Source organism: Cellulomonas sp. NEAU-ZC6 (assembly GCF_056844425.1).
Window position 1 is genome coordinate 312254 of sequence record NZ_JBXFYH010000001.1, and the last position, 24002, is coordinate 336255.

The window sequence follows — 24002 nt, forward strand, 5'->3', positions numbered from 1 at the left end:
ACCGTGCTCCTAGGCTGGCCGGACGATGCTCGACACCACCGCCGCACCCACCACCGACCCGACGCGCACCGACCGCGCGCCGCGCCGTCCGTCCGACCCCTCCCGCCGGCTCGACTGGCGGCGCCTGCGTGGCCCGGTCGCCGCGTTCGCCCTGCTGGCCCTGACCGTGGCCGCGGTGGGTCAGGCCCTCGGCACCGTCGTCGCCGGCGCGCTGGCCGAGGACCCGACCGGCGCGGGCGTCGCGCTGCTGGCGCTCTGCCTGGTCGGGGCGGCCCTGGTCGACTCGGTCGGTCAGGTGGCGTGGGCCGGCGTGGTCGACCGCGCGGAGGGCCGGCTGCGGGGCGACCTGCTGAGCGCCGCCCTGCACCAGCCGCTCGCGACGCTCACCGAGCAGGCCGTCGGCGAGGTGCTGGACCGGGTGGACGACGACACGCACGCCGTCGGCACGCTGGTCCGCCGCCAGCTGTGGGGCATGGGCCGCACCGTGGTCGGCACCCTGCCGATGTGGGTGGTCGCGGGGCTGACCTGGTGGCCCGCCTGGATCCTGTTCCCGGTGCTCGGCGGCGTGGTCGTCCTCGTGGTCCGGCCGTCGCTGGGCGAGATCACCCGCCGCAAGGTCGTCGAGGAGCGCGCGTGGACCGACAACGCGGCCGCCTTCGAGGAGGCGGTCGCGGCGCGCGACGACCTGCGGACCAGCCGGGGCCAGGCGTTCGCCGTGCGGCGGCTCGCCGAGGCGTCGGCGCTGGTGCACCGCACGCTGGACCGGGTGCTCGCCGTCGAGACCGCGATGACCGCCCGGGCGGGGATGCTGCTGCACGTCCTGCTGGCCGCCGTCGCCGTCGCGGGCGTCCTGCTGGCGTCGGGCGACGACCTGTCGGTGGCGCGGCTCGTGACGCTGTTCCTGGTGACCGCGCAGTTCGTGGGGCAGTTCGACCAGCTCGCGCGGAACCTGCCGGACCTGCAGGAGGGCATCGGCGCGACCATCCGCATCCGCGAGCTGCTCGAGTCCGAGCCGGAGCCCGACGGCGGACGGCCGGTGCCGCCGGGACCGCTCGACCTCGAGGTCCGGGACCTGCACTTCGCGTACGACGAGGGCGCGTTCGCGCTGCAGGGCGTGTCGCTGCGGGTGCCCGCCGGTCACACCGTCGCTCTGGTCGGCCGGACGGGGTCGGGCAAGACGACCCTGGCCTCGCTGCTGTCGCGCGCGGTCGAGCCGGAGCCCGGGACGGTGCTGCTGGGCGGCGTCGACGTGCGGGACCTCGACCTGCAGGCGCTGCGCGCCGCGGTCGGCGTGGTCACGCAGCGCACGGAGATCGTGGCGGGCACGCTCGCCGAGAACATCGCGCTGTTCGCCGACGTGCCCCGCGCGCAGGTCGTGGACGCGGTGGCGCAGCTGCGGCTCACCGACTGGGTGGCCGGCCTGCCTGACGGGCTGGACACGGTGCTCGGCCCGGGCGGCACGTCGCTGTCCGCGGGCGAGGAGCAGCTGGTGGCGTTCGCACGCCTGCTGGTGCGCGACGTGCAGGTCGTCGTGCTGGACGAGGCGACCGCCCGCATGGACCCGCTCACCGAGGCACGCGTCGTCGCCGCGTCCGAGCGGCTGCTGGGCGGCCGGACCGGGGTGCTGGTGGCGCACCGCCTCGGGACCGTGGCGCGCGCGGAGCAGGTCGTCGTGCTGGACCACGGGCGCGTCGTGCAGCAGGGTCCGCACGCCGAGCTCGCGCGGGTCGAGGGCCCGTTCCGGGCGCTGCTGACGGCGAGCCGGAGCGAGGGCCACGAGGACGCGCTCGACGGGACGGACGGAGCCGGCGCAGCGGCGGAGGCGCCCGCGGCTCCCGTGCCGGCACCCGCCGTCCCGGCTTCGGCCGGGCCCGGGACCGCGACCGGTGCCGCCGACGGGGACGCCGGGCTCGGCGCCCGCCGGCGGACGGGTCCGCCGCCGGAGCTGCCCGACCCGGGCAGCGGGCCGAGCCTGGCGCGCGGCATCGCGCACGCGCTGGTCGTGCGACCCCGGTGGGGCGTCGTCGGCGGTCTGCTGTTCCTCGCGTCGAGCCTGTTCGCGGCGCAGGGTGCCGTCACCGGGTTCCTGTGGGGCCGGACGGTCGAGGGGCTGCAGGAGGGCCGGGTCGCGACCGGCCTGGTCGTGACGCTGGTCGTGCTGCTGCTGCTGGTCGCGCCCTGCAACTCGCTGGCGTTCCGGCTCTACCCGCGGTGGTGGATCGAGATCCTGCTGCGGGTCCGGATGTCGGTGCTCGTGGGGCAGACGCGCCAGCACCGGCTGCGGCGCACGCCGCCGGGCGAGGTGGTGGCGCGCGCGCTCGACGCGGACCGGTTCGCCCGGTACGCGGACCGGTGGGTCGACCTGGTGAACGGCCTGGTGCTGGTCGCGGTGACCGCGCTGCTCAGCTGGTCGCTGCTGGCCGGGGCCGTGCTGCTGGCCGTGCTCGTGGTCAGCGCGGCGTGCGCGCTGCTCGGCCGGCCGGTCGCGGGACGGTCCGCGACCTCGTCCGCGGCCGCCCGTGCGCGGTTCGGCCGGTCGCTGGTGTCCGCCCTGGACGCGGCCCGCACGGTGAAGCTGGCCGCCCGCACGCCGCAGGTGCACGCGCACCTGCGGCGGGTGGACTCCGGCCGGGTCGAGGCCGCGGTGCTGGAGCACCGGGTGCAGGCCGTCCTGGACGGCGTGCCGATCATCATGGTGCAGGTCGGGGCGGTCGTCGCCTGGTGGGCGCTGCTCGCCGGGGTCTGGGACCTCGCGAGCACGCTGCTGGTGGCGGGCGCAGTCGCGGGGTTCAACTGGTTCGGCGTCGTGGCGGGCGCGGTGGTCACCGAGGCGCCGGGCACCCGGGCGTGGCAACGGGCGACCGCGACCTTCGCCGGGGGTACCGACCTCGTCGCGCTGCCCGCCGGCGTGGACCTCGACGGCGGCCGCGCACCCGCGCCGGCCCCGGACCCCCGCGAGCGGCTGGACCGGCTCGAGGTGCGCGACCTCGCGGCCGTGCACGACGACGGCACGATCGGGGTGGCCGGCGTGGACCTGACGCTGCACCGCGGCGAGCTGGTGCTGCTGCTCGGCCGGGTCGGGTCGGGCAAGTCCAGCCTGCTCTCGGCGCTGGCCGGTCTGATGGAGCACACGGGCCGGATCGCGTGGAACGGCGCCGACGTCACCGACGCGCAGGCGTTCCTGCGGCCGGGACGCGTCGCGCACGTCGCCCAGGTGCCGCGTGTGCTGTCCGGGACGTTCGCCGACAACGTGCGACTGGACCACCCGCGGGAGGTCGACGGACCGCTGGCGGCGGCCCGGCTGACCACCGACGTCGCCGAGGCGGGAGGCCCGGAGTCGCTGGTCGGGCACCGCGGGGTGCGGCTGTCCGGCGGGCAGGTGCAGCGCCTCGCGCTCGCCCGGGCGCTGGCGACCGACGCCGAGCTGCTGCTGGCCGACGACGTGTCGAGCGCCCTCGACGCGGCGACGGAGATCGAGCTGTGGCAGTCGCTGCGCGAGCGCGGCACGACGGTGGTCGGGTCGACGTCCAAGCGGGCGGCGCTGGCCCGGGCCGACCGGGTGGTGGTGCTCGACGAGGGCGCCGTCGCCGCGGTCGGGCCCTGGCGCGAGCTGTCCGGCCGCTGGGGTCACCTGGCGGGGTGAGCGCCGCTAGCGTGGGCGGCATGACGACGCTGATCGCCGAGGACCTGCTGCTCCTGCTGCTCGACGACGAGACGGGCAGCGCGACGTCGTCGTACGTCGACGTCGCGCTGGGCGGCGCGGTGCTGCTCGAGCTCGCGCTGGCCGGCGCGGTCACCGTCCGCGAGCGGACGAGCATCTGGTCCGGCGCGAAGGTCGCGGTCACACCGGGCACCACCACGCTGGGCGACCCGCTGCTCGACTCGGCGCTGCCGCTGGTCGCCGAGCGGGAGCGCTCCGCGAGCGACCTGGTGCACCGGCTCGGCAAGGGCGTGAAGGACGTGCTGGCCGAGCGGCTGGCGGCCCGCGGGCTGCTCCGGCGTCAGGACGACAAGGTGCTCGGGCTGTTCCCCCGGACCCGCTGGCTCGCGGCGGACACCGCCCACGAGGTCGACGTCCGGCGCCACCTCACCGCGGTGCTCGTGCAGGGCGTGGAGCCGGACGCGCGCACGGGTGCCCTCGTGGCGCTGCTGTCGGCGGTCGACAAGGCGCCGGCGTCGGTGGACCACGACGGCGTCCCGAAGCGGGAGGTGCGGCGCCGGGCGAAGGAGGTCGCCCAGGGCGCGTGGGCCGCGGACGCGGTCAAGGACGCCATCGCCGCGTCGACCGCGGCGATCGTCGCCGGCGTGACCGCCGCGACGGCGGCGACCACGGCGACGTCGGGCTGACACCCGGAACCGGAGCGGCGCCTACGCCTCGTCGGCGCGGGCGCCGAGCAGGTCCTCGATCGCGGAGACGACCTCCGGCGCGTCGGGCAGCACCCGCGGGCGGAACCGGCGGGCCCGGCCGTCGGGGGCGACCAGGAACTTCTCGAAGTTCCAGGTGATCCGCCCGGCCTTGCCGGTGTCGTCCGGCACCTGGGTGAGGTGCTGGTACAGCGGGTGCGCGTGCCGGCCGTTGACCTTGGCCTTCTCCAGCATCGGGAACGTCGTGCCCCAGGTGGTGGAGCAGTACTCCTCGATCGCGTCGGCGCTCGCCAGCTCCTGCAGGAACTGGTTGCTCGGCACCCCGACGACGGTCAGCCCGCGGGCGCCGTAGTCCCGGTGCAGCGCCTCCAGCTGCTCGTACTGCGGCGCGAGGCCGCACCGGGACGCCACGTTGACGACCAGCGCCACGCGACCGTCGACGAGCTCGCCGAAGGTGGTCGCGCGACCGCGGAGGGTCGTCACCGGGATGTCGTCGAGGTGCACGGGCTCATCCTGCACCTCAGGACACCTTGCCGGGCAGCAGCTTGTGCCAGTAGATCTGCGGCTCCAGCCAGCGGTCGAACAGCCGCAGGCTCGCCCGCGGCCGGGCGAGCTCGGGGAACGGCACGGTCGGCTGCGGCGTGCCGTCGCGGTCGAACTCGGCCAGCAGCAGCCGGGAGCGCGACGTCGTGACGGGCGCGATCGAGTAGCCGTCGTACTCCGCCATCGGCCGGCCCGTGCGGCGCGCCTGGATGTTGCGGGCGACCACCGGCACCTGCTTGCGCAGCGCGCCGCCCGAGGGCAGGGTGCCGACCGTCGCGGCGTCGCCGAGCCCCCAGACGGCCGGGTGGGTGACGTGCTGGAGGGTGCGCGGGTCGACCGCGACGAACCCCTCGCTGCCGGCCGTCGCCAGCCCGCTCGCCGCGATCCAGCCGTACGCGCGGTGCGGGGGAGCCAGGTAGAGGGCGTCGTACGTGCTGGTGCTCGCGCCCTGCGGGCCGCGGAGCCGCAGCGTCCGCGCCTCGGCGTCGACCGCCTCGACCGTGGTGCTCAGCCGGACCTGCACGCCGTAGCGGTCCGCGGCGGCACGCAGCTCGCGGTCGCCCCGCGCGTGCCGGACCAGGTGCGGCGCCTCGACCAGCAGGTCGACCTCGACGTCGCCGAGCACGCCGGTGCTGCGCCAGTGGTCCGTGGCGGCGAACAGCGGCTTCAGCCCGACCGGCGCGCACGGCACGTGCCGGTCGGAGATCACGAAGACGGCCCGGCCCGACGTGAGCGACGACAGCATCGTCCAGGTCGTCGCGGCCTGCTCCGGCAGGTAGCTGGTCGCCGCGTGCGGGGTGGCGACGGCGTCGCGGGACCCCGGGATCGCGTCCCAGTCGACCTCGGAGCCCGGGCAGACCGCGAGGTCGCCGTAGACCAGCTCCGTGCCGTCGGCCAGCCGGACCGTCCACCGCTCCGGGTCGACCGACGCCACGTGGTCGGTGTACCAGCGCACGCCCTCCGGGATCACCTCGGCCTGCGGGCGGCGCAGCTCCTCCAGCGTGGCGGCGCCCGACGCGACGTACGACAGCAGCGGCCGGTAGTGGTGCACCGCTCGCGGCTCGACCACCGCGACGTCGCGGCAGCCGTCCCGCCGGAGCCGCCCGGCCAGGGACAGGCCGGCGTTGCCGCCGCCGAGGACCAGCACGTCGTGCCGCCGGGGACCGGTCATGGGGCGCACCTGCTCTGCGTGGGGGACGCGGACCCCCGCCACGCTAGGCGCGCGGGCCGGAACCCGCGCCCTGAGCAGGTCCGACGACGGTCAGCCGCGTGCGGCCGGACCCGCGTCGTCGAGGGGCGGGGCGTCGTCGACGGGCCGGGCGTCGCCGACCGGTGCCGCGTCCCCGGCCGGTGCCGGGTCGCCGGCGGGCCGGGCGTCGCCGGCCAGCCCCTGCTCGCGGGCGCGCAGCTGCGCCTCCCAGTCGCGGAGCATCTCCTCGTGGCGGCGGTCGGACTCGCGGTCGGCGGCCAGGAACCCGGGGTCGTCGTCCGGGCCGAGCGGCCGAGGGCGCTCGTACTCGGGGAACCCCGCCGTGGCGGTGCTCGGCCAGGGGACGCCCGGCGCACGTGCGCCGCGCTCCGGGCGCCCGGCGACCAGCCAGGCGATGCCGCCCACGAGCGGGAGGACGACGATCAGCAGGATCCACCCGCCCTTGGGCAGGTTGCGCACCAGCACGGAGTCCGTCTGGATGCAGTCGACCAGGCAGTAGACCAGCAGGCCGAGCTCGATGATGATCGGCAGCAGCCGCAGCACGCCGGACCCCCTTCGTCGTGGACGGGACCGACCGTAGGGGAGCGGGCCCCCGGCTGTCCGGCGAACGGGGGTGCGGGTTCGCCGCCGTCACCCGGGCGGCCGAGCGGTGCCCCCACTGGCGGGCACGGGTGGTTCGGCGGTAGAAGAGGACCACCACCCGTTCGGTCGAAGGAGCCCGGCGATGGATCAGCGCACCCGCGAGGCCCGGCACCGGCGCACCCTGCGCCGCGCCGTGGTCCCCGTCCTCGTCCTGGCCCTGGCGGCCCTCACCCCGGCGGCGGTGGCCGGCGACCACGGCGGCGGGGGGCACGGCGGTGGAGGCCACGGCGGCGGGGGGCACGGCGGCGGCGGGACGTACACCAACCCGGTGAGCGCCGGGTTCGCCGACACCTACGCCGACCCGGCGGTGATCCGGGGCCAGGACGGTTGGTGGTACGCCTACGGCACCACCGACCCGCTGCGGGAGGGCGAGGGCACCCGGCACCTGCTGCCGGTGTCGCGCTCGACCGACCTGGTCGACTGGGAGTACGTCGGCGACGCCTTCACGGAGGACACGCTGCCCGCGTGGGCCGACGCCGACCGGGGCGCGGCCCTGTGGGCGCCGGACGTCCGGTACGTCGACGGCCAGTACCGGCTCTACTACGTCGTCACCGAGACGACCACCACGCCCGGCGCGGGCGACGGGGCGATCGGCGTCGCGACGGCTCCGACCCCGACGGGGCCGTGGACGGACTCCGGCGACGCCGTGGTGGACCCGCGGCCGGGCGCCGGCGGGCCCGACGACTTCCTGTGGACGTTCGACCCGTCGCACGTCACCGGGCCGGACGGCACGGAGCACCTGTTCTACGGCTCGTACTACGGCGGCATCTGGGTCACCGAGCTCGACGACACCGGGACGGAAGCGGTCGGCGAGCCGGTCCAGGTGACCGTCGACAACAAGTACGAGGGCGCGTACACGCTGTGGCGCGACGGGTACTGGTACCTGTTCGTCTCCTCCGCCAACTGCTGCGCCGGCCCGACGACGGGCTACAGCGTGCACGTGGGGCGGTCCGAGCAGATCACCGGGCCGTACGTCGACCGCGAGGGCGTGCCGCTGCTGCAGTCGCGGGCCGGCGGGACGCCGGTCGTCGCCCCCGACGGCGACGCCTGGGTGGGCACCGGCCACAACGCCGTGGTGACCGACCTGGCCGGCCAGGACTGGGCGGTCTACCACGCCATCGACCGCGGCGACCCGTACCTGGACGGCACCGAGGGCATCAACGAGCGCCCGATGCTGATCGACCGCCTGGACTGGATCGACGGCTGGCCCGTCGTGAACGCCGGGACCGGCCCGTCGGACGACGCGCAGCCCGCCCCGGTCACGTCGGGGCGGGCGGTGACCGGGTTCGACGAGGGGCTGCGCGGCCCCTGGCGCGGATCGGCCTGGCGGGCGGCGGCGACCGACCCGCAGGGCGGCCCGCACGCGGTGTCCCGGGCGGCCGGCACCCTGGTCTCGAGCCGCAGCCCGCGCGGGGACGTGCGGGTCGAGGCGGACGTGCGCCTGGACGCCCGCGCGTCCGGCGGCGTGGTCGCGGGCGACGTCCGCGCGGTGGTCGACCCGCGGGCCGGGCGGCTGGAGCTGCGATCCGGCTCGGCCCGGGCCTCGGTGCCGCTGCCCGCCGGCGTGGACTGGTCCACCTGGCACGCCGTGGTGCTCGAGGTCGAGGGGCGCACGGCGCGTGCCGAGGTGAGCCACGCCCGCCTCGGCGACCCCCTGGCGGAGGTCGCCCTGGACCTGCGGCGCCGCACCGCCACGAGCCCGGCCGGGGCGCTCGCGCAGTCGGGCGGGGTGCACGTCGACGACCTCAGCGCCGTGCCGCTCGCCGTGCCGGTGACCGAGCGCGCCCCGCTGCCCGCCACCGGCTCCCTGCTCGACGACGTCACGTTCGACGACGGCCTCGGCGCCGGGTGGACCGCGGTGCGCGAGCCGGAGACGACGGTCGAGGGCGGCGCGCTGGTCTGGCCGGTGGAGCAGGCCGACCTGACCGGCTCGGGCAACGACGCGGGCCTGCTGCTGCGCGACGTCCCGGACGGCGACTGGACCGCCGAGACCGCCGTGCGGCTCGACGTCGGCGTCGACGACGTGCGCAACTTCCAGCAGGCGGGTCTGGTGGCGTACGCGGACGACGACCTGTTCGCGCGGCTGTCGCACGTGGCGATCTGGAACACCAGGCAGGCCGAGTTCGGCTACGAGACGCCGTACGCAGGCCGGCTGCAGTACGGCGGCACCATCGTCGGCCCGCCGGGGGACACCACCTGGCTCCGGCTGGTGCACCGCACCGACGACGCCGGCGAGCACGAGGTGCAGGCCCTCACCAGCACGGACGGCACGACGTGGGTCGCCGGCGGCACCTGGACCTTCCCGCCCGGCACGGACCTGCGCGTCGGCCTGGTGTCGCACGGCTGGAACGGCACCGACCCCCGCGCGACGGCCCGCTTCGAGCACCTGCGCGTCTGGTCCGACTGACGACGCCCGGGGCGTCGTGCCGCGAGGTCGAGGGGTTGCCGCCACGGCGCGGCCGCAACCCCTCGACCTCGTCGCAACCCCTCGACCTCGGGGCCGGGTCGGCCGGGGGGGTGGCGGGGGAGGATGAGGGCATGACGGCGGCGAAGGACCGGTGGACGGACGGGCACAAGGACGACGACGTCGACCCGTGGTCGGCGCTGGCGGGGGACTGGGTGGCGCTGTGGGGGGCGTTCGCCGACCCGGCCCGGCGCGCCCTGGTCGCCGCCACGGGCGCCGGTGCCGGGACGCGGGTGCTCGACGTCGGGTGCGGCAGCGGGGAGCTGCTCGCCGTGCTCGCCGACGCCGGTGCGCGGGTGGCGGGCGCCGACGTCGCCGCCGGGATGGTGGCACTGGCCCGGCAGGCAGCACCGGGAGCCGACGTCCGGGTGGCGTCCGCGGAGGCGCTGCCCTGGCCGGACGGGTCGTTCGACGTCGTCACCGCCGTGAACGTGCTGCACGTGGCGGACGACCCCGGAGCGGCGCTGGCGGAGGCCGTGCGGGTGACGACGCCCGGCGGGCTGGTCGCGGTCTGCGGGTGGGCCGACCGGGCGCTGGTGGAGCTGGACGCCGTCGAGGCCGCGCTGGCCGAGGACGACGGCGAGCCGCCCGCGGAGGAGAGCCCCGTGCGGCACGACGAGCCGGCCCGCGCCCTGCTGCGCGGTGCCGGGCTGGTCGTCGAGCACGTGGAGCTGGTCGACGTGCCGTGGACCGCGGCCGACGACGACGCGCTGGTGCGGGGTGCGCTGCTCGGGGAGGACGCGGCGGGGCTCGCGGACCGCGGGCCGGTGGTCCTGCGGGCGGCCCGGCCGTTCCGGACGGCCGACGGCGGCTACCGGTTCCGCAACACCTTCCGGCTGCTGGTCGGCCGCACGCCCGCCTGACCACCCGCCCGCCCGCCTGACCACCCGCCCGCCCGCCTGACCACCCGCCCGCCCGACCACCCGCCCCGGGGCGGCGACGGGACGACGAGCAGCTGCCCGCCGTCCCGGCGCCGTGGTCCGCGACCGGTGGTCCGGACCGTCAGTCGAGGTCCGTGACGGCCGTCCGGTAGCGCCGGCGCACGAGCACGCCCGTCCCGCCGATCGCCAGGGCGGCGAGCGCCGCGAGGACGACGGCCGCGACGTCCGAGCCGGTCCGGGCGAGCGCGCCGCCGGACGCCCCGGACCCGCCGGACCCACCGGGCAGCACCGGGTCGCCGGGTGCCGCGGGCACGCCACCGGGGGCACCGGGGACGCCGCCCGGGGCACCGGGCACGCCACCGGGCGCGCCGGGGACGGGCGCAGCCGCGAGGGCGAAGGCCACGTCGACCGGGGCGGAGGCGCGGGTGCCGAGCGCCTGGACGACCTGGCCCGCGTACCGGCCGGCGGGCAGCGCCCCGGCGTACGTGACCGTCCAGGTGCCGTCCGTCGCGACGACGGCGGAGCCGGCGAGCGAGGCGGGGACCGCGGCGGCCGCGGCGGCCGCGCGGGCCCCGGCGGCGCCGGTGTCGGTCACGGTGACGACCGCGCCGGGGGCGCCGGTCCCGCGCAGCGCGGTGACCGTGGTGCCCGCGGCGAGGTCGCCCGAGGGCGCGTCGGTGACGGCCAGCGTGCCGAGGTCCGCGCGCTGCGTCAGCCACTCGGCCTGCGTGGTCGGACGGTCGATCACGCGGGTCTCGCCGATGCAGCCGTTCCAGCCGTTGCGGGCGCCGTCGTCCACCCAGTCCGCGCCGAGCAGCCACGGCATGGTCGCCTGGATCGACTGGCCGCCGGAGTCGGTGGCGTTGCGGAGCACGGGCGCGCCGTCGACGTACATCGTCGTGCTGGCGGCGGCCGGGTCGTTGACCACCGCGACGTGGATCCACTTGTCGACGAGGATCTCGCCGGACCACGCGGTGCGGTCGCCCTTGGTGGTGACCCCCGGGACCTCGGTGTACTGCAGCTCGCGCAGGTTGGACACGCCGAGCGCGACGGGGGAGGCGGTGTAGTCCCACTGCGACCAGGGCATGCCGGGCAGCTGCGAGCGGTTGCCGGACCGGACCACGGCCTTGGACCAGCCGTTGGCGTCCGCGGTCCAGGAGGGGTCGACCTGGAGGAACGTCTCGATGGTGTAGCCGTCGGGGAACGTCTCGGCGTTGGCCGGGGCGCCGGCGGCGGTGGTGAGGTAGCTGAACCGGTCCGCGGACGAGTTCGCGAAGCACACGGCGGCGCCGTCCGAGGAGAACCCGTGCACGCCGCCGTGCACCACGGTCACGTCGCCCGGCTGCGCGGTGGTCACCGCGGGGTCGATCGCGGCCCGCGTCAGGTCGTTGCCGTGCGCGACGTCGGGGACGACGCCGCCCTCGGGCAGCACGCCCTCGGGCAGGCCGTTCATCCGCCAGTGCGCCACGGTGCCCTCGGCCTCGGCGAAGTCCAGGGCGTTGCCGGGGGTCTCGGTGGTGACGGGGTCCGGGCCGACGAAGCCGTCCAGCAGCAGGTCGCGGGCCTTCTGGGTCAGCGACGGCCAGGTGCCGGTCCCCGCCTGGAAGTCGGGGGCGAACCCGGCGAACCGCTCGCTGTAGTCCAGGTCCAGGGTGAAGCGCTGGCCCGGGCCGTCCAGCAGCGGCTGGTCGTAGCCGGTGAGCATCTCCTGGGGCTTGGCGGTGACCCACGGCGACGCCGTCTGCAGCGTGAGGGTGTCGTGGCTGAGGTCCATCTCGACCAGCCCCAGGTACCCGTTCCCGCCCTCGTAGGCCATCTGGTAGTCGATCAGCACGTTCGTCACGCTGTGCCCGAGGTCGTTGGTCCGGGTCTGCTGCGTCGCGCCGTGGAAGTGCCCGTTGAACGTGAGGAAGATCTGGTCGCTGCCCGCGATCAGCTCGTCCCAGAGCCACTCGCCGTACGCGGTGTCCCGCGGCGTGGTCTGGTCGGCGTCGACGTTCAGGAGCGAGTGCGTCGTGAGCACGAACGGCACGTCGGGGTGCGCGGCCATCGCGTCCTTCGCCCACTGCACCGTCTGGTCGGAGATCCGCCAGGCGAGCGCGAGCACGCCGAACTCCTGGCCCTCGGCCTCGAACACGTGGTACTGGCTCAGGCCGGTCGGGTCGCTGCCCCGGTACGTCGGCTGGCGGGCGGCGCGGTCCGGGCCGAACCAGTCCAGGTAGGGCTCGGCCGCGAGGTCGTAGTCGACGTCCGCGAGCGTGTCGTCGGAGTTCCGCACGTCGTGGTTGCCCGGCAGGATCGAGTAGGGCAGCCCGCCGGCCTCGAGGGTGTCCATGGCGGTGCTGGCCGCCTGCCACTCGGCGGCGGTGCCGACCCGGTCGACGACGTCGCCCACGTGCGCCACGAACGGGATGTTGAGCGCGTCGGCCTGCTCGACCAGGAACCGGGTCTGCTCCCGGTACGGGTCGGTGCCGTAGCGGGGGAGGAACTGGTCGGCGGAGTACCGCGAGTAGAACTGGGTGTCCGGCAGCACGGCGAGCGTGAACCGGGAGCCCGGCTCGTCGGAGGCCGCGGCGGGCAGCACGGACCCGGCTGCCGGAGCGGGCGGGGCCGCCGAGGCGGCGGGCAGGGCGGCGGCGAGCAGGCCGGCCGCCAGGGCGACGGTCAGCGTCGCCGCGAGGGGAGCGGTGCGAGGTGCAGGGCTCACGGACGTGGTCTCCCGGGGTGGTGGGGGCGCGCCGGTCGGCGCGCAGGCAGCCTGGTCACCCGCCGTGAACGCCCGGTGTCGCGCCCCGGTCCGGGCTGTGCACCCTGGCCGAACCCCGGGTGCGGGTGCGCGGGAGCGGGGCGCGGTGGATTGCCATCTGAGGTAAGGCTTGGCTAAGGTCCGTCCGTGCCTGTCCACCACCCCGCGATGTCCGCCGCCGACGTCAGCATCGGCTACGGCGGCGACCCGGTCGTCACCGGCGCCAGCGTCGAGCTGGCGGCGGGCCGGGTGACGGCCCTGGTCGGGCCGAACGGCTCCGGCAAGTCGACGCTGCTGCGCGGCATGGCCCGGCTGCAGCGGCTCTCGGCCGGCGACGTCGCGCTGGCCGGAGCGGACGCGTCCGCGCTGTCGGCGCGCGACTTCGCCCGACAGGTGACGCTGCTCGCGCAGTCCCGGCCGACGCCCGCCGGGATCACCGTCCGCGACGCGGTCGAGTTCGGCCGGCACCCGCACCGGCAGGGCTGGCGCGGCACCGACCCGGACGGCCGCGCGGCGGTCGACCGCGCGCTCGCGCTGGCGGGCATCGCCGACCTCGCGGGCGACGACGTCGACACGCTGTCCGGCGGCCAGGTGCAGCGCGTGTGGTTCGCCTCGGCGCTCGCCCAGGACACGGGCGTGCTGCTGCTGGACGAGCCGACCAACCACCTGGACCTGCGGTACCAGGTCGAGGTGCTCGAGCTCATGCGGTCGCTCGCCGACGCGCACGGCGTCGCGGTCGGGGTGGTGCTGCACGACCTCGAGCAGGCCGCGGCGGTCGCGGACCGGGTGCTGGTGCTGAGCCGCGGGCAGGTGGTCGCCGACGGCCCGCCGGAGCGGTCGCTCACGTCGGCGCTCCTCAGCGAGGTCTACGAGATCGACATCGTCGTCCGCGCCGACCCGGGCACCGGGCACCTCGGCGTGCACGCACCGCGGCTGCAGCTGCGCCGGCTCGCCCCGGCCGGGGAACCGGCCGCCGTCGGCGCCTGACACGGCACCGCACCACCCCCGACGACCACTGCCACGACCACCGCGCCACCGGCGCGGCTCCACGGGCGCGACGCGCGGACGCCCTGAACCTCCGCGCAGACACGAGGAACCATGACCACGCGACGCACGCTCACGGCCCTGGTGGCCGTCGGCGCGCTGGCCGCCCTGTCGGCCTGCGGCACCACCGACGAGCCCACGAGCGACGCCTCGACCACGGCCGCCGCTGCGGGCGGGCCGGTGTCGATCACCGACGACCGCGGCGAGACCGTCGAGCTGGACGCCCCGGCCACCCGCGTCGTGTCGCTGGAGTGGATGCAGACCGAGATGCTCACCTCGCTCGACGTGACCCCGGTGGGCGCGGCGGACGTCGAGGGCTACACCTCCTGGGTCGGCGCCGTGGTGCCGCTGGAGGGCGAGCCGGAGGACGTCGGCACCCGCGGGGAGCCCTCGATCGAGGCGATCGCCGACCTCGAGCCCGACCTGATCATCGGCGTGACGTCCTCGGTCCCCGAGGGCGCCATGGAGCAGATGGAGCGCATCGCACCCGTCGCCCTGTTCGACGGCGCCTCGGCCGAGGACCCGATCGGCTACGTCGAGGACACGTTCCGCTCCGTCGCCACCCTGGTCGGCGCGGACGACAAGGCGGACGAGGTCATCGAGGCGTCCGAGGCCAAGGTCGCCGAGAACGCCGCCGCGATCGCCGCCGCCGGCCTGGAGGGCACGCCGATCGTGTTCGCCTCCCCGTACGCCGAGGGCGCGAACGTGTCGATCCGCATGCACGGCCCGCGGTCGTCGTTCCAGGCCGTGGCGGACGCCATGGGCCTGACCGCCGCGACCACCGACCCGGGTGACGACGCCTACGGGCTGTCGTACGTCGACGTCGAGGGCCTGACCGCGCTGCCGGCGGACACGCGTTTCCTCTACTGGGGCAACGACTCCGAGGACGACGTCGTCGAGACGGTGCTCGCGTCCAACCCGGTCTGGCAGTCCCTGCCGTTCGTGCAGGAGGGTCACGTCTACCGCGCCGGCGTCGGCATCTGGGCCTACGGCGGCCCGGAGTCGCTGGCCGGCTGGTCGGACGACCTGGTCGCGCAGCTCACCGCCGAGTGACCACCACCTGAGCCGACCGTGACCACCTCGCTCCCGCGCAGCCCGCGACCCGACGCCACCCCGGCGCGGGTCGCGGGCCCGCCCGCCGCCGGCCTCCCGGAGGGGACGGGCGTCCCCGGCCCCGGCCCCCGCCGGTCCGCCCGCACCGCCGTCGCGCTGACGGCGCTGGTCGTCTGGCTGGTCGCGGCCGCGACGTGGCACCTGACGCAGGGCACCGCCGACGTGACCGTCGGCGAGCTGTGGCGGGCGCTGACGGGGCAGGGCGGTCTCGACCAGGCGGCCGCCGTCGTCACGTCGTCGCGGCTGCCCCGCCTCGCCGCCGGCGTGCTGGTCGGCTGCGCGCTCGGCGCCTCCGGTGCCGCGCTGCAGGGCATCGCGCGCAACCCGCTGGCCGCGCCCGACACGCTGGCCGTCAACGCGGGCGCGCACCTGGCCGTCACGGCTGCTGCCGTGCTCGGGGCGTCCCTGGGCGCGCTGCCCGGCGTGGTGGTCGCGTTCGCCGGCGGCCTCGCGGCGGCGGGGGTCGTCATCGGCTTGTCCGGGGGAGCCGCGGCGTCGCCGATCCGGCTGGTGCTCGGCGGGACCGCGATCACCCTCGGCCTGGCCTCCGTCACGCAGGCGCTGCTGGTGCTGTTCCCCTGGGAGACGCAGGGGCTGTTCGCGTGGGGCGCCGGGTCGCTCGGGCAGAACGGCATGGGCACCGTGCGCGCGGTGCTGCCGGTCGTGCTCGTCGCGTTCGCGGGGCTGCTCCTGCTCGGCCGCCGGCTGGACCTGCTGCAGCTCGGGGACGACGCGGCGCGCTCGCTCGGCGTGGACGTCGGCCGCACCCGGCTGGTCGGGGTGGTGCTCGCCGTGCTGCTGGCCACCTGCGCCGTGACCGTCACCGGACCCATCGGGTTCGTCGGGCTGTGCGCGCCGCTGCTGGTGCGGCTGCTCGCCACCTGGGTGCCCCCGCTGACCCGGCACCGGGTGCTGATCCCGGCGGCCGCGGTCGCGGGGACCGCGCTGGTCCTCACCGCCGACGTCGCGCTGCGCGCGGTGTTCGGGGCGATCAGCGGCGTCACGGTGCCCACCGGAGTGGTGACCAGCCTGATCGGCGCGGTCGCCCTGGTCCTGCTGGCCCGGCGGGCCCGCGCCGCGCTCGAGCCCGACACCCTGGTCACGCTCCGCGCGGGCAGCGCGCTGTCCCGGCGCGCGCCCGCGGTGCTCCTCGGGATCGCGGTGCTGCTGGTGGTCGTCGTGCTGGTGGCGGGCGTGCTGCTCGGGGACCGGACGGTGCTGCTCGGGGACGTGCAGAACTGGCTGGCGGGGCGCGCCTCGGTGCGGCTGGACATCATCCTCGACTCCCGGGTGCCGCGGGTCGCGGCCGCCATGCTCGCCGGGGCGTGCCTGGCGCTGGCGGGCGGGCTGATCCAGACCGTCACCCGGAACCCGCTGGCCGACCCGGGCGTGCTCGGGGTCGCGCACGCCGCCGGACTCGGCGCCGTGGTGGTCATCGTGGTCGCCGCCGCCCCCTCGTTCGCCCTCGTGTTCACCGGCGCGCTGGTCGGCGCGATCGCCGCGGGCGTGCTCGTCTTCGGCGCGGGCTCCGGCGGGTCGGCGGGCCGGATGGTCCTGGTGGGCCTCGGGACGGGGGCCGCCGCCAGCGCGGTCACCACGCTGCTGCTGGTGCGGACGGACCCGTGGAACCAGAACCGGGCGATCACCTGGCTGGGCGGTTCGACGTTCGGCGCGGGGACGCCGCAGCTGGTGCCGATGGCCGTGGCGCTGGTGATCGGCCTGGTCGTGGTCGCCCGCACGCACCGCGACCTGGACCTGGTGCAGGTCGACGACCTGACGCCCCGGGTGCTGGGCGTGGACCTGCCGCGGTCCCGGAACCTGCACGTCGCCGTCGCGGTGCTGCTCACCGCGGCCGCGACCGCGGCGATCGGGCCGATCGTGTTCGTCGGGCTGGTGGCCCCGCACGCCGCGCGGATGCTGATCGGCAAGCGGCACCGCTGGCTGCTGCCGATGACGGTGCTGCTCGGTGCGGCGCTGGTGGCCGTCGCGGACGTGGTCGGGCGGACCGCCATCGCCCCGGCGCAGCTGCCCGCTGGCCTGGTCACCGCCGTGGTGGGCACGCCGTACTTCCTGTGGCTGCTCTGGCGGATGCGGGCCGCGTCGCGCCGCTGAGCCGGCTCAGCCCGCCGCGTGCCGGGCGAGGAAGTCGCGCACCGCGGCCGCGGCCGGCGCGCTGTCCAGGTGCAGCCCGTGCCCGGCGCCGGGAACGGCGACGAGCGCGGCGCCGGGGACCTCCGCGGCGATCCGCTCCGCCGACGCGAGCGCCGCCAGCCGGTCCTGGGTGCCGTGCACGACCAGCGTCGGCCCCGTGATCCGGTGCAGCACCGCCAGGGCGTCGTGCGTGGTGCTGGCCCGGTACAGCGCCCGCAGCACCGGCCGGCCGGCGTCGAGCGCGAAGAACGCCCGCACCGCGTCGGGGTGGGCGGCCGCCCAGTCGTCCGCGAAGAACAGCCGGCGGCGGTCGGCGGGGTCCCCGCCCAGCAGCAGCCGGTGCGCCTCGGCGTCGCGGGGGACGCCGTCGCCCGCGCCGGCGCTGGTCGCGAGCAGCACGAGCGACGCGACCCGCTCCGGGGCGTCGACCGCGAGCCACTGCGCGATCTTGCCGCCCATCGAGTGCCCCACCACCTGGACCCGCTCGACGCCCGCGGCGTCCAGCACCGCCCGCACGTCCGCGGCCAGCGCCCGGGTGGTGAACCGGTCCGCCGGGACCTCGCCCGCGGGCCCCGGGGCGCTGCCGCCGGTGCCGCGCTGCTCGGCGCGCAGCACCCGGAACCGCGTCGCGAGGTCGGCGGCGACGGGGTCCCAGCCCGCCATCGGCGTCGCCTGGCCCTGCAGCAGCAGCACGGGGCTGCCGGAGCCCTGCTCCTGCCACAGGAGGTCGACCCCGTCGTCGGCTCGGGCGGTCCGGACGGTGCCGACGGTGCGGGCGGTGCTGACGGTGGGAGCCGGGTCGGGTGCGGACGTCACCGGGCGACGGTAGCCGAGCGGTGGCCGGCCCCGGCCGGCCGGTCAGCGCGCGAGCCGCTCCACCGCGCCGGCGAACACCGGGGGCAGGCGCACGGCGGCGGGCACCAGCGCGCCGCGCAGCGGGGAGGTCGCGGCGGCGACGAGCGTCGTCGTCAGCAGCCGGTAGTCCCGGGTCGCCGCCGCCCACGCGCGCTCGTAGCCCGCGGGGTCGTCCCGGTGCGCGATCGCCGCCCGGGCCTGCGCGAAGCCGAGCCGCAGCCCCTCGCCGGTCAGCGCGTCGACGTAACCCGAGGCGTCCCCGACCAGCAGGACCCGGCCGGCGGTGCGCGCCCGGGTCCGCTGCCGGAGCGGTCCGGCCCCCCGGTCCGACGCGGCCACGGGCGCACCGGCGAGCCGGCCGGCGAGCGCGGGCATCCCGGCCAGCTCGGCGTCCACGTCGATCGGTGCCGGGCCCAGCAGGGCGACGCCGACCAGGTCCGGGCCGACCGGCGTCACGTAGGCCTCGGCCCGGCGGCCCCAGTGCACCTCGACCAGGTCGGTCCACGGCGCCACGCGGTAGTGCCGCCGCACGCCGAACCGGCGCGGGTGCCGGCGCACCGCGGGCGCCTCCAGCCCGGCCAGCCGGCGCACGGTCGAGTGCAGGCCGTCGCAGCCGAGCAGCCAGCGGGCGCGCACCCCGCCCGCGGTGACGCCGTCGCCGTCCTGGTCGAGGGTGGTGACCTTGGTCGTGACCCGCTCGACCCCGAGCGCCTCGGCGCGGTCCGCGAGCGCCGCGTGCAGCACGGTCCGCCGCACGCCGCGCCCCGGCGGGCCGGCGAACCGGTGCTCCGCGCGCAGGTCGTCCCGGACGTACGCGATGCCCGCCAGCGGGCGGCCGACGGGCTCGACGCCCCAGCGGGCGAGCGCGTCGACCGCGCGCGGCATCAGACCCTCGCCGCAGGCCTTGTCGACCGGGGTGCCGCGGGGCTCGGCGACGACGGCGGACAGCCCGGCCAGCCGGGCCTCGACCGCCGCGGCCAGGCCGACCGGGCCGCCGCCGACCACCAGCACGTCGGCGTCGTGCGCCCTGCTCACGCCCGGGTCACCGCCGCCTGCAGCGCCCGCTCCTCGGCGGGGATCCGGAACCCGAGCAGCAGCACCGCGTTCAGCACCGTGAAGGCCAGCGCGGTCACCCACGCCGTGTGCACCAGGGGCAGCGCGACGCCCTCGACCACGACGGCCACGTAGTTGGGGTGCGGGATCCACCGGTAGGGACCCCGGCTGACCAGCGGCAGGTCGGGCACGACGATCACCCGGGTGTTCCACCGCGGGCCGAGGGTGGCGATGCACCACCAGCGCAGCGCCTGGCTCGCCAGGACCAGCACCAGCGCGGGCCAGCCCAGCCACGGCAGGAACGGCCGGTCGGCCGCGTGCACCTCGACCACGCACGCCACGAGCAGGCCGGTGTGCAGCGCGACCATCGCCGGGAAGTGCCCGCGGCCCGACTCCACTGCCCCGCGGGCGAACGACCACCGGGCGTTGCGCGCGGACACCACGAGCTCTGCCAGCCGCTCGAGCGCGGTCAGGGCGATCAGGACGTCGAACCACAGCAGCGAGCTCATCGGGCCTCCTCGGGCCAGCGCAGGGCGACCAGCTCCGCCGTGACCCCGGGCCCGAACGCGAGCACCGCGCCCAGGGCCCCGGGGTCCGGGGGTGGTCCGTCCAGGGTGTCGGCCAGGACGTGCAGCACGGCCGCCGACGACAGGTTGCCGGCGCGGGCGAGCGACGCGCGGCTGCGCGCGAGGGCCTCGGGCGGGAGCCCGAGCGCCTGCTCGACCGCGTCCAGGATCTTGGGGCCGCCGGGGTGCACCACCCAGCGCGCGACGTCGGCGGGGGAGTCCTCGCCGGGGCCGAGCGGTGCGAGCAGCGCGCCGACGTCCTCGGCGGCGTGCGCGGCGACGGTGTCGGCCATCCCGCCCGACAGCACGATGCGGAACCCCGAGCCGCCCACCTGCCACCCGAGGTCCCCTGCCGTGCCGGGGTACAGCGTGCTGCGGGTGCCGACGACGGACGGGCCGTCGAGGCCCAGCGCAGCCGCCCGGTGGTCGCCCACCAGGACCGCGGCCGCCGCGCCGTCCCCGAACAGCCCGCACGCGACGAGGTTCGCGGTGGAGTCGTCGTCGTGCTGGAGGGTGAGCGAGCACAGCTCGACCGACAGCAGGACGGCCACCTCGTCCGGGTGCCCGACCAGGTGGTCGTGCACCCGGGCCAGGCCGGCGGCGCCACCGGCGCAGCCGAGCCCGAAGCTCGGCACCCGGCGCACGTCGGGGCGCAGGCCCAGGCGCTCGACCAGCAGGGCGTCCAGGGAGGGCGCCGAGACACCGGTGACGGTGGTGAAGAACAGGTGGTCCACGTCGCGGGGCTGCAGCCCGGCCGCGGCGAGCGCGTCCTGCACGGCCCGCAGGGCGAGCTCGGCGCCCTCGCGCAGGAACACGTCGTTGGTCTCGCCGAACGACGACAGGCCGGCGTACTTCTCCAGCGGGAGCGCCAGGTGCCGGGTCTCGATCCCGCTGGAGGCGTGCACGCGCTCGAGCAGGGCCCGGCGCCGCGGGTCGCGCGTGACCAGCCCGGCGATCTCGGCGGTGATCTCCGCCTGGGGGTAGACGTGGTCCGGCAGGACGGGGGCGACGGCCAGGATCCGCGACATGCACCGGATCCTCTCGCGGTGCCCTCGCGACCGCGACCGGACCGGCAGGTCAGCCCTGCGTGACCAGCAGCACGACCGCCAGCCCGGCGACCGCCATCGCCGCGCCGAACGGCCACCGGCTGGCCGGCCGGGTGAGCGCGACGCCGACCGCGGAGGCCGCGAGCGCGGTCGCCCCGGCCAGGGCTGCCAGCGCCAGGGGACCGGGCGCGCCCGCGGGGGCCAGGACGACGACCAGGACCGCGACCAGCAGGACGGCGGCGGCGGCGAACGCCGTGCCCTGTCGGCCCAGCCGGTGCGGCAGGCCGCGCACGCCGGTGGCCGCGTCGTCCTCCAGGTCGGGCAGCACGTTCGCCAGGTGCGCGCCGACGCCGAGCAGGGCAGCGCCGGCGGTCACCCACCAGGGCGCCCAGGCGTCGCCGCCGGGCACGCCCAGGGTGGCGACGGACGGCAGCCCCCCGAACGCCACGGCGTAGGGAGCCCAGGACCACGCGGTCGACTTGAGCCGCGCGTTGTACGCCCACGCGACGGCGACGAGCGCGAGGTGCAGCGCCGCGGCCGGCAGCCCGAGCGGCAGCGACAGCAGCGCGCAGGCCAGGACCGCCAGCAGGGCCGCGCGCCGCAGCAGGTCCGGGGTGACGGCCCCGGAGACCACCGGCTTGCCGGTGCGCCCGACGGCCAGGTCCCGGCCCGCGTCGATCCAGTCGTTCGACCACCCGACGGACAGCTGCCCGGCGAGCACGGCGGCCGCCACCAGCAGCGCCCGGCCCGGACCGGCCCCGGCGGCGCCCGCCGCGAACGCCCCGGCGAACAGGGTCACCGCGGCGGCCGGCGCCGCGTGCGCGGCGCGCACGAGCGCGACGGAGCGGCGCCCGGCGGTCGTCGCGGGTGCGGGCGGCATGGTCCTCCTCGCCGGTCGGCTCAGGCGTCGGGCGCGGAGCGGTGCTTCGGGGCCAGGAGCCCCTCGATGAAGTGCGAGACGCGGGCGGGGTCGTGCCGGAGCGTGGGCAGCGCACCGACGATGGCACGGGACAGCACCCGGATGGGGACGTTCGCGTCGTTCGAGGCGGCCCGGAGCACGTCGAACGCGGCGCGGGTGTCGACGGACAGGGCGAACGCCACCACGCCGACGGCCTGGTCGATCACCGCCCGGCTCTGCGCGGCCGCGGCGATCGCCACCGAGGCGGCGGCCTGCGCGCGGTCGTCCACCACGTCGGTGACGTCCACGAAGTACCCGTGCAGCACGGTGGGAGGACCGCCGTCGGTGCTGCTCTGCCCCTCGCCGACGACCGCGACCACCCGGACCCTGCCGCGTGCGTCGACGATGCGGTGCACGGACGAGAACGGCTCGCCGGTGCGCCGCGCCTCGTCGAGCGCGGCGACCACGCGGTCCCGGTCGTCGGGGTGCTTGTGCGCGAGCAGCAGCTGCGTGGTGGGCACGACCTCGTGCGGGGCGAAGCCGTGGATGGCGTAGACCTCGTCGGACCACCACCAGCGCTGGGTCTCGAGCGAGAGCCGGAACCCGCCCGAGCGCGCCCGCGTGCCGAGCGCCAGGGCGTGCTCCGGACCGGACAGGTCCTGCATGGTTCCCACCCCCGTCGTGCGCGGTCCACCGGGCGCCGACGTCGGGGCGGCGCGGCTCGTCGCGGATCACGCTACGCGCGTGCGCAGCGGCGCGACACCGGAACGCCGCGGGCGCGTCCTCAGGGCCCGGGGTCCGGGAGCGACGGCATCTCCAGCCCCGTGCCGTGCCGCAGCAGCGCGCCACGCACCACCGCGCCGGACCCGAACCGCTCGGCCACCGCGTCCACGGCGGCGTCCAGACCGCTCGCGTCCGGTCCGTCCAGGTCGAGCGTCGGCTGCCAGTGGTCGTCGGGCTCGAGGTTCGTGAGGGCGACGCCGACCAGGGTCAGCCCGCGCTCGCGCACCAGCCCCGCCGCCTCGTCCAGCAGGGCGGTCGCGGTCGCCGCCAGCGCGGCGCCGGACGCGGTGGCGTGCGGGACCGACCGCGAGCGGGTGGCCCTGGTGTAGTCGGCGAACCGCAGCCGCAGCACCACCGTCCGGGCCAGCCGGTGGCCGGCCCGCATCCGGCGGCACACCCGGTCGACCAGGCCGAGCAGCGCCGCCCGGACCGCCGCGGGGTCGTGCGGCCCGGGCCCGAGCGCGCGCTGGGCGCCCACCGAGCCGCGGCGCCTGCCGGTGACCACCCGCTCTGCGGTGGTGCCGTGCACGACCGCGAACAGGTGCCGGCCCATCGCCGGCCCGAGCGCGCCGACCAGGACGTGCTGCGGGAGCGCCGCCACGTCACCGGCCGTTGCCAGGCCGAACGCGCGCAGCCGGGTCGCGGTCACCTCGCCGACGCCCCACAGCATCTCCAGGGGCAGCGGGTGCAGGAACGCGTCCTCCCGGTCCGGCTCCACCAGCAGCAGGCCGTCCGGCTTGGCGACCCGGCTGGCGACCTTGGCCAGGAACGGGGTCCGGGCGACGCCCACCGTGATGCCGAGCCCGACCTCGTCCCGCACCCGCTCCCGCAGCCGGGCGCCGATGCCGACCGGGGGGACGTCGATGTGCCGCAGGCCGTGCACGTCCAGGAACGCCTCGTCGATCGACACGCCCTGCACGGCCGGGGTGGTGTCCTCGAAGATCGCGAAGACGGCGCGGCTCGCGGCCGTGTACGCCGCGAACCGGGGCGGGACCACCACCAGCCCGGGGCAGAGCGAGCGGGCCTGCCGCGCGCTCATCGCGGTGCGGACACCCCGGCGCTTCGCCTCGTACGACGCGGCCAGCACCACCCCGCCGCCGACCGCCACCGGGCGCCGGCGCAGCCGCGGGTCGTCGCGCTGCTCGACCGACGCGTAGAACGCGTCCAGGTCGGCGTGCAGGACCGCGGCGCGGCGCTCGGCCCGGGTCGGTTCCATGGAGCACATGGTCGACCCGGGGTCTGACACCCCGGAGGGAGTCAGCCGAGCGGCGGCCCCTCGCGGCGCGTGGCGAGCAGCCCGGACCCGAGCAGCAGCCCGAGGACCGCGCCCCCGGCTCCGAGCCACAGGGCGCCCGGGTCACCGAGGGCCACGGCCCGCACCACTGCGCTGACCAGCAGCCCGGCCCCCGCCAGCAGCGCCGCCAGCCCCGCCGTGGCCAGCAGGCCGTCCACCAGGGTCGTCGTCCCGGTCCCCGGGTCGAGCAGCCAGCCGGCCCCGAGCGCGGCGACGGCGGCCACGGGCAGCAGCCAGGCCCCGGGCGGCCGGCCGAACCAGTCCGGCACCAGCAGCACCACGGCGCACGCGAGCGCGACCACCGCCACCCAGCCGGAGGCGGTCGAGACACCGGCGCGCGAGGACATG

Annotated in this window: 19 protein-coding genes; 7 read left to right on the forward strand and 12 right to left on the reverse strand. The window is 77.3% G+C overall.

The annotated features are described in order from the left end of the window. Window positions 1-25: 25 nt before the first annotated feature. Both AC1050_RS01380 and AC1050_RS01385 read left to right on the forward strand, forming a co-directional pair. Entirely contained in the window at window positions 26-3643 is a 3618-nt protein-coding gene (locus tag AC1050_RS01380; protein ID WP_482385591.1) for an ATP-binding cassette domain-containing protein, read from the forward strand. Between the two features lie 20 nt (window positions 3644-3663). Beyond that, entirely contained in the window at window positions 3664-4347 is a 684-nt protein-coding gene (locus tag AC1050_RS01385; RefSeq protein WP_482385592.1) for a GOLPH3/VPS74 family protein, read from the forward strand. A gap of 21 nt (window positions 4348-4368) precedes the next feature. Here the strand turns inward: AC1050_RS01385 and AC1050_RS01390 are convergent, their stop codons facing one another. The 3 genes from AC1050_RS01390 to AC1050_RS01400 form a co-directional block, all read right to left on the reverse strand. After that, the gene (locus AC1050_RS01390) at window positions 4369-4869 is read right to left on the reverse strand and encodes a glutathione peroxidase (protein WP_482385593.1); all 501 of its coding nucleotides are present in this window, start codon (window positions 4867-4869) and stop codon (window positions 4369-4371) included. Between the two features lie 16 nt (window positions 4870-4885). Continuing rightward, a complete protein-coding gene (locus AC1050_RS01395; RefSeq protein ID WP_482385594.1) occupies window positions 4886-6079 on the reverse strand; it encodes an NAD(P)/FAD-dependent oxidoreductase in 1194 nt (397 codons plus the stop codon). Window positions 6080-6169: 90 nt separating this feature from the next. After that, window positions 6170-6661, reverse strand: coding sequence for a PLD nuclease N-terminal domain-containing protein (locus tag AC1050_RS01400; protein WP_482385595.1), 492 nt, complete (start codon window positions 6659-6661; stop codon window positions 6170-6172). A 181-nt stretch (window positions 6662-6842) separates the two neighbouring features. Here AC1050_RS01400 and AC1050_RS01405 point away from each other — a divergent pair, with 181 nt between their 5' ends. Then, window positions 6843-9167: a glycoside hydrolase family 43 protein gene (locus AC1050_RS01405; protein ID WP_482385596.1), complete on the forward strand. Its 2325-nt coding sequence runs from the start codon at window positions 6843-6845 to the stop codon at window positions 9165-9167. Between the two features lie 131 nt (window positions 9168-9298). Then, window positions 9299-10087: a class I SAM-dependent methyltransferase gene (locus AC1050_RS01410; protein ID WP_482385597.1), complete on the forward strand. Its 789-nt coding sequence runs from the start codon at window positions 9299-9301 to the stop codon at window positions 10085-10087. Between the two features lie 139 nt (window positions 10088-10226). Here AC1050_RS01410 and AC1050_RS01415 read toward each other — a convergent pair whose 3' ends face one another. Continuing rightward, complete coding sequence (locus AC1050_RS01415) at window positions 10227-12812, reverse strand: LamG-like jellyroll fold domain-containing protein (protein WP_482385598.1); 2586 nt, start codon at window positions 12810-12812, stop codon at window positions 10227-10229. A 207-nt stretch (window positions 12813-13019) separates the two neighbouring features. On the opposite strand from AC1050_RS01415, the gene AC1050_RS01420 reads away from it, so the two are divergent. From AC1050_RS01420 to AC1050_RS01430, 3 genes are all read left to right on the forward strand, one after another. Further along, window positions 13020-13838: an ABC transporter ATP-binding protein gene (locus AC1050_RS01420; protein WP_482387214.1), complete on the forward strand. Its 819-nt coding sequence runs from the start codon at window positions 13020-13022 to the stop codon at window positions 13836-13838. Between the two features lie 111 nt (window positions 13839-13949). Further along, the gene (locus AC1050_RS01425) at window positions 13950-14948 is read left to right on the forward strand and encodes an ABC transporter substrate-binding protein (RefSeq protein ID WP_482385599.1); all 999 of its coding nucleotides are present in this window, start codon (window positions 13950-13952) and stop codon (window positions 14946-14948) included. 18 nt (window positions 14949-14966) lie between these two features. After that, window positions 14967-17120, forward strand: a complete 2154-nt coding sequence (locus tag AC1050_RS01430; RefSeq protein ID WP_482385600.1) for an iron ABC transporter permease — start codon at window positions 14967-14969, stop codon at window positions 17118-17120. A gap of 6 nt (window positions 17121-17126) precedes the next feature. On the opposite strand, the gene AC1050_RS01435 is transcribed toward AC1050_RS01430, so the two are convergent. From AC1050_RS01435 to AC1050_RS01470, 8 genes are all read right to left on the reverse strand, one after another. Beyond that, window positions 17127-17975 (reverse strand): alpha/beta fold hydrolase, encoded by an 849-nt coding sequence (locus tag AC1050_RS01435; protein WP_482385601.1) that lies wholly within the window; start codon window positions 17973-17975, stop codon window positions 17127-17129. A gap of 42 nt (window positions 17976-18017) precedes the next feature. Then, on the reverse strand, window positions 18018-19049 hold the full coding sequence (locus AC1050_RS01440; protein WP_482385602.1) for an NAD(P)/FAD-dependent oxidoreductase: 1032 nt from the start codon (window positions 19047-19049) through the stop codon (window positions 18018-18020). Next, window positions 19046-19576 carry an isoprenylcysteine carboxyl methyltransferase family protein gene (locus AC1050_RS01445; protein ID WP_482385603.1) on the reverse strand — a complete coding sequence of 177 codons (531 nt, stop codon included), beginning with the start codon at window positions 19574-19576 and terminating at the stop codon, window positions 19046-19048. Before AC1050_RS01445 ends, AC1050_RS01440 begins: the two co-directional genes overlap by 4 nt. Next, window positions 19573-20709, reverse strand: coding sequence for a type III polyketide synthase (locus tag AC1050_RS01450; RefSeq protein ID WP_482387215.1), 1137 nt, complete (start codon window positions 20707-20709; stop codon window positions 19573-19575). Before AC1050_RS01450 ends, AC1050_RS01445 begins: the two co-directional genes overlap by 4 nt. Before the next feature lies 1 nt (window position 20710). Beyond that, complete coding sequence (locus AC1050_RS01455; protein ID WP_482385604.1) at window positions 20711-21559, reverse strand: UbiA family prenyltransferase; 849 nt, start codon at window positions 21557-21559, stop codon at window positions 20711-20713. Between the two features lie 20 nt (window positions 21560-21579). Next, window positions 21580-22242, reverse strand: a complete 663-nt coding sequence (locus tag AC1050_RS01460) for a PAS and ANTAR domain-containing protein (RefSeq protein WP_482385605.1) — start codon at window positions 22240-22242, stop codon at window positions 21580-21582. Window positions 22243-22361: 119 nt separating this feature from the next. Next, window positions 22362-23576, reverse strand: coding sequence for a DNA polymerase IV (gene dinB / locus AC1050_RS01465; protein WP_482385606.1), 1215 nt, complete (start codon window positions 23574-23576; stop codon window positions 22362-22364). Window positions 23577-23617: 41 nt separating this feature from the next. Continuing rightward, entirely contained in the window at window positions 23618-24001 is a 384-nt protein-coding gene (locus AC1050_RS01470) for a hypothetical protein (protein WP_482385607.1), read from the reverse strand. Window position 24002: the final 1 nt, after the last annotated feature.

What these genes read in the sequence shown, in the direction of transcription:
- AC1050_RS01455 (WP_482385604.1), bottom strand. Translation starts at nt 21,559, where the DNA reads ATGCCGCCCGCACCCGCGACGACCGCCGGGCGCCGCTCCGTCGCGCTC.
- AC1050_RS01410 (WP_482385597.1), top strand. Translation starts at nt 9,299, where the DNA reads ATGACGGCGGCGAAGGACCGGTGGACGGACGGGCACAAGGACGACGAC.
- AC1050_RS01445 (WP_482385603.1), bottom strand. Translation starts at nt 19,576, where the DNA reads ATGAGCTCGCTGCTGTGGTTCGACGTCCTGATCGCCCTGACCGCGCTC.
- AC1050_RS01385 (WP_482385592.1), top strand. Translation starts at nt 3,664, where the DNA reads ATGACGACGCTGATCGCCGAGGACCTGCTGCTCCTGCTGCTCGACGAC.
- AC1050_RS01460 (WP_482385605.1), bottom strand. Translation starts at nt 22,242, where the DNA reads ATGCAGGACCTGTCCGGTCCGGAGCACGCCCTGGCGCTCGGCACGCGG.
- AC1050_RS01395 (WP_482385594.1), bottom strand. Translation starts at nt 6,079, where the DNA reads ATGACCGGTCCCCGGCGGCACGACGTGCTGGTCCTCGGCGGCGGCAAC.
- AC1050_RS01470 (WP_482385607.1), bottom strand. Translation starts at nt 24,001, where the DNA reads ATGTCCTCGCGCGCCGGTGTCTCGACCGCCTCCGGCTGGGTGGCGGTG.
- AC1050_RS01425 (WP_482385599.1), top strand. Translation starts at nt 13,950, where the DNA reads ATGACCACGCGACGCACGCTCACGGCCCTGGTGGCCGTCGGCGCGCTG.
- dinB (WP_482385606.1), bottom strand. Translation starts at nt 23,576, where the DNA reads ATGGAACCGACCCGGGCCGAGCGCCGCGCCGCGGTCCTGCACGCCGAC.
- AC1050_RS01380 (WP_482385591.1), top strand. Translation starts at nt 26, where the DNA reads ATGCTCGACACCACCGCCGCACCCACCACCGACCCGACGCGCACCGAC.
- AC1050_RS01420 (WP_482387214.1), top strand. Translation starts at nt 13,020, where the DNA reads ATGTCCGCCGCCGACGTCAGCATCGGCTACGGCGGCGACCCGGTCGTC.
- AC1050_RS01405 (WP_482385596.1), top strand. Translation starts at nt 6,843, where the DNA reads ATGGATCAGCGCACCCGCGAGGCCCGGCACCGGCGCACCCTGCGCCGC.